General features: G+C 22.5%; 6 protein-coding genes. All 6 read right to left on the minus strand.

The genetic code is table 11. The annotated features are described in order from the left end of the window. Positions 1 to 197: 197 nt before the first annotated feature. Positions 198 to 632, minus strand: a complete 435-nt coding sequence (locus tag BGI41_RS06155) for an RNA-binding protein (RefSeq protein ID WP_088539547.1) — start codon at positions 630 to 632, stop codon at positions 198 to 200. Positions 633 to 924: 292 nt separating this feature from the next. Then, on the minus strand, positions 925 to 1,476 hold the full coding sequence (locus BGI41_RS06160; protein ID WP_088539557.1) for a 50S ribosomal protein L15e: 552 nt from the start codon (positions 1,474 to 1,476) through the stop codon (positions 925 to 927). A 613-nt stretch (positions 1,477 to 2,089) separates the two neighbouring features. After that, positions 2,090 to 2,404, minus strand: coding sequence for a carboxymuconolactone decarboxylase family protein (locus tag BGI41_RS06165; protein WP_088539549.1), 315 nt, complete (start codon positions 2,402 to 2,404; stop codon positions 2,090 to 2,092). A gap of 511 nt (positions 2,405 to 2,915) precedes the next feature. Further along, on the minus strand, positions 2,916 to 3,179 hold the full coding sequence (locus tag BGI41_RS06170) for a hypothetical protein (protein ID WP_088539551.1): 264 nt from the start codon (positions 3,177 to 3,179) through the stop codon (positions 2,916 to 2,918). Between the two features lie 142 nt (positions 3,180 to 3,321). Then, positions 3,322 to 4,521 (minus strand): glycosyltransferase, encoded by a 1,200-nt coding sequence (locus BGI41_RS06175; RefSeq protein ID WP_088539553.1) that lies wholly within the window; start codon positions 4,519 to 4,521, stop codon positions 3,322 to 3,324. Positions 4,522 to 4,684: 163 nt separating this feature from the next. Beyond that, on the minus strand, positions 4,685 to 5,680 hold the full coding sequence (locus BGI41_RS06180; RefSeq protein WP_088539555.1) for an SDR family NAD(P)-dependent oxidoreductase: 996 nt from the start codon (positions 5,678 to 5,680) through the stop codon (positions 4,685 to 4,687). Positions 5,681 to 5,973 lie beyond the last annotated feature (293 nt).

Raw genomic sequence — 5,973 nt, forward strand, 5'->3', positions numbered from 1 at the left:
AAAACAAAAATAAATTTACTTTAAAATTAATTAAAAAAGAAAAATAAACAATAATGCTAAAAAATTAAATAGCTAAAAATAACAAAATCCACCACATAAAACTAAAAAATCAACCAAATAGCTAAAAATAACAAAATCCACCACATAAAACTAAAAAATTAAATTAATAACTAAAAAATATTAAAATTCATTAAAATTTATTGTAATTTATCTTTAATGAATTCTTTCATATTTTTAACTGCAATCTCTTTTTTAGCAGGATATGCTTCAATTTTAATTTTTAAATGAATACTATCCCCATTATCAATAATATGCCAATCTTCATTAATTGCATCTTCTTTTGATAATCTTAAAAATAAATTACATTGATCATCCATTTTTCTTTCAATATCATCGTATAATTTAATTATTTCATCAGTATCTAATTCTTCAAATAAATTATTTAAGAAATCTTTAAGATACCTTTTTTTATCAATAACACCAGATAATATAATGATTTCATCTTCAAGTAATCCTTCAGCTTCTTCTACTTCAGGAACTACATCTGGAAAAATATTATCTAAAGCAGTTCTAAGTTCTTGTTCATCTTCATTTTCATAAACAAACATACGATATTTAATATTGTGAATCATATAAATCATCAAAAAAAATTTTAAAAATAGCAATCTAAAAATAAATAAAATTATGATAAGAAATCAATCATATAATATACAAGTCTTAAAATAAAAGTTTACAACTAATATAAAAAAATACTAAATAAATTATAAAACTTTATAAATAAGTATAAAGCTCATTAAATAAGTTATAATTAAATTTAAATATAATAAAAAATTCTAGACAAGTTAAATTTAATAATTAAATAGAAAAATTCTATATAAATTATTAAAAATTTTACTAGAATTAGAATAAAAAAAGTAAGAAGAATTATCTTCTTCTTGCTTGTTCTGAACCTTTTCCTCTAAAGGAAAGTCCACGACCTTTTTTACCAGCACTAGTTAAACTTCTACCAGCTCTATCTTTGTGTTGGCTTTCACAAATCCAATTGATTTTATGATCATTTTTAATACTTGGACTTTGTGGGTCGACTAAAATAACTTCATAATATTTGAATTTACCATCAGCCCATACCCAGTATGAGTTTAATACTTCCATGTTAGGGTATTTTTTAGATACACGTTCTTCAGCAATTCTTTGAATAGATTTTGAAGCAGTAATTTTATTTACACCCATTTTAGATGGTTTACGTCCAGCAGTGAAACGGGATTTTCTTCTTGAACCACGTCTTACTCTAGTTCTTACTACAACATATCCTTTTTTAGCTTTGTAACCTAAGGATCGTGCACGGTCTAATCTAGTAGGCCTTTCAATTCTTGTTATAACAGGTTGTTTTCTCCATTTAGGAGCTCTTTCCCACATAAGTTCTCTTACATAAGATTTATCTGGGTTTTTCCATGCGTCTCTAATATATTTATACATCATAAATAAACACCATTTTTTGTTCAGCTTAACGCCACATCCAGGGATAATATATCCCAAATCGTTGAGACTATAAAACTAATTAATAATTATATAATTATAAAAATTAAAATCATAGTAAAAATAGTATATCTTACAACGATAATAAAATATTTGTTAAAGTTACATATAAAGATTGTGCTAAATAGCTATAAAATTAAGATTTTTCATTAAATTAATGAAAAACAATCTTAATTAAATATTAAAAAATAAGATATTAAAACTTCACCATAACAATGAAAAACAATCTTAATTAAATATTAAAAAATAAGATATTAAAACTTCACCATAACAATGAAAAACAATCTTAATTAAATATTAAAAAATAAGATATTAAAACTTCACCATAACAATGAAAAACAATCTTAATTAAATATTAAAAAATAAGATATTAAAACTTCACCATAACAATGAAAAACAATCTTAATTAAATATTAAAAAATAAGATATTAAAACTTCACCATAACAATGAAAAACAATCTTAATTAAATATTAAAAAATAAGATATTAAAACTTTATTTATAATTAAAAGAAAAAATTAAAAAATCTCAAATTAATGAGATTTAAATAAAAATTATAATGCTTTTAAAGTATTTACAGCTTGCATAAATGAAGGCATTCCAGAAGTTAAAAGAACAATTCTTAAAACATCCATAATTTCATCTTTAGAAATGTCAAGTTCATTCATTGCACTTTTCATTTGTTGTTTTGTTGCATGGGTATCGGATTTAGAAGCTGCAATACCAATTGCAATTAATTTTTGTGTTTTATAATCAAGATGATTACCAGTATATACTGCATCATTAAGTTTTACAATAACATCATAAATTTCTGGATAATCTTCTTTAATATTACACATTGATTTACTATAAAATTTTTCTTCTTTCATAAATATCCCATAAAAAATTTTTTTACTAGAGCATAAACTCTTAATTAATATTAAATATTTTAAAAAATATAAAACTTTCTAAAATTTTATAAAAAAACTAAATACTGTTAAATTAAAGTAAAACAAACAAAAAATTATTTAATTAGTAAATAAAATAGAAAAATTATCATATAATAAATTAATATTAGATTAAAAGTATTAATAAATAAAATAATTGATTATAAACTCATATACTTAATATAAAGTAAAATAAATTATTTAATTATAAAAATATTTATTGAAAATAAGAAAGTAATTATAAAATTATAAAAATAGCTAAAAAATAAAATCTTAATAAACTAAAAACCTACAAAAAATAGTTAAATAACCAAAACAAACTAAAACACAAAAAATAGCTAAATAAACTAATACATAAAAAAACAATTAATTAAAATTATACACAGAAATATAAAAACATAAATAAAGTAATTAATTGAATTATACAATTAATTACATATTAATAAGAATATTACTATTCACAAGTAATAGTACCATCATAAGTAATAGTTTTGAAATTACAGGATTTACCTGGTTTTAAAACAAAAATTGGAGAGTTAGCTAACATAAGATTGTTACAAATTTCTCTTCTACTAGTATCAGGAATTTCTTGAGGATTAATTTTTTCATTGTTTTTTCCTTCAAAGTAAAAATTTTCTTCAGGACCGTCCCTTTTTAATTCAAAATCAATAGTTGTATTTTTTCTAACATTTTTAGCATTTATTTTATATGATATCATGATAATTACCTCTACTAAGATTTATATAACTTTAAGTTAATAAAAGTTTTTATTTTAAAATTTTTTAAATATTGAAATTAGATTAAGCAATAAATATTAATATAATCTTATGAATTCAATAATAAATAATTTTTTAAACAAATTAATAATTTTTAATTAAATCTTTTAAAGTATTTTCAAATTTATCAGTTATTACTTCCCAATCATTATTTTTAACATATTCACGTGCAATTTTTGATAATTCTTCATATTTACCTTCATCAATTATAGATTGTGCTTTATCTAAAATTTCACTTGCTTCATGAACATATTCAACACCATGATTATATCCAAATTCTGTTGAAATTCCTGGAAGTTCAGTTGCAATAACTACTTTTTCCATAGCAAGATATTCATATATTTTAATAGGTACAATATCTTGCATAATTTCTTCATCTATATATGCAGGAAGTAAGCAAAAATCTGCTAAAGATAAAAATTCTGGAATTTTTTCAAATGGTTGACGACCAGTTAAAATAAGTTGACTACCTAAATCATATTCCTCTTTAATCTTTACAAGATCATCATATGCATCACCATCACCTACAATAATGATTTTATAATTTGGATACTTATCTTTATTTTGACCTAATGTAATAGCAAGTTCTTTCATACCTGCAAAATCATAAATAAAACCCATAAAGAATAATACAATATCATCATCTTTTATATTGTATTCTGATTTTATATTTGAAGAATCAAGATTTGGATCATATGATTTAAGATCTATTCCAGCATCAATTTTAATTGTATCATTTGGATTTGCACCAAGATTAATTGCAAGTTCTGATAGTTTTTCATTAATTGTAATAACTTTATCAGCATTTTTTATAGCCTTTTTATTTATATATTTACCAAAGGATTGGAATACTTTTTCAGGAATTAATGCATATAATACATCAATCAAGTAATATACAAAAGGTATATTATTTTTCTTACATAACAAAGAAGCAGAATATGCATTAAGTAGGCCTAAACCTACAATAACATCAGGTTTAAATTCTTTAATCTGTTTTTTAATTTCAGATTTATGTGAATTATAAAGAGAAATATAATTAAGTACAGGTTTTTTAATAAAACCAGGTCTTATAACCTGAATATTTGCCCTTTTGTCTACCTTATAAACATGATCAATAACTTCTCTTTCATATTTATTACCTTCAGGACAATCTTTAGGCCAATCAATAGGATAATCAATAACTTTAATTTCATGACCTCTTACAGACATTCTATCCATAAGATGATGTTGTTGATGAGGATTCCGTTTAATCCAATCAGATTCTTGTACAAGTAAAATTTTCATAACAATCAATAAAATAGTTTATATTAAAAAATAGCTTTAAAAAATTAAATAAAAAAATAGAAGTTTAAAAAACTTACTATAATATTAATAATCAAGAAGTCAATTTAATATTTACTAAAAAAATTAAATAAATAAATTAGTAAATACATTATTAAGACTAAAACTAGTCAAATTCAGCAGACTCTTGAATATTATCCCAATTATCTACAAACCAATCATGAACTTTAACAAGTCCATCATCAAAGGAAACAGTAGGTTTATATCCTAAAAGATCTTTAGCTTTATCAATAGAAGATAAAAGTTTAGTTTTAGCATCCCAGTTTCTTCTTTCTTTAAATTCAATACCTGCCTCATTTCCAGATAATTCATTTACACGATTAGCCATATCAATAACTCTATGATCTTTACCAGAACCTAAGTTAATAGCTTCACCAATTGCATCTTCTTCAATACCCATAGCTAAAAGACCATTACAAATATCACCTACAAATGTCCAATCACGTGTTTCTGTACCTTCACCAGTAATAGGTAATGCTTGACCATTCATAGCCCAATAGAAGAAATTAGGAATTACATTTCTATATTTTCCAGGAACTTCACCAGGACCAAATACATTAAAGAATCTTGCATTTACAATTGGTAAATCATATAAATTATGGAAGTAATTAGTATATAATTCTCCTAAAAGTTTTGTTAATTGATAAGGAGTATGTAATGAAATAGAAATATCATCCTCTTTAAATGGCATTTTAGAATCAAGACCATAAACTCCACAACCAGATGAAGAAAAGATAAATCTATCTACACCAGTAAGTTGTGCATGTTCTAAAGTTTTAAGAATACCCATACCATTAACCATTAAGTCAGTTTCAGGTTGATCTACACTATTTTGATTTGCAAAATGAGCAGCTAAATGATATACAATATCAGGTTGTTCTTTAAATACCCTATTTAAATCTTCATCATTTCTAATATCCCCTTGGACAAATTCAATATTTTCATGTTTAGGGATATTCCAATGATAAGCAGAAGACATATTATCAAAAATGATAACATTTGCACCTAAATCTGCAAGTTTTTTAGTTAAATTACTACCAACACAACCTGCTCCACCAGTTACTAAAACTGTTTTACCATCAAATTCATTGTATGTTCTCATTATTAATCACATCAAAAAATAATTCTAAATTAAATAAATAAAAATAAAATGTTTAACATTATTATATATTTAAATCAAGTATTATAAACTTTCTATATTATCTTAGTATATACAAATAAAAAAAATCAACAATTATAAACTTTCAATAATATCATAATATATACATAAAAAATCAACTACAATAAACATTCTATAACATCATAATATATACATAAAAAATCAACTACTATAAACTTCCTATAATATCATAATAATATATACAAATAAAAATTTATATTTAAAAATTAATAATT

Origin of the sequence: Methanobrevibacter sp. 87.7 (assembly GCF_002208625.1) — an archaeon.
Taxonomy (GTDB): domain Archaea; phylum Methanobacteriota; class Methanobacteria; order Methanobacteriales; family Methanobacteriaceae; genus Methanarmilla.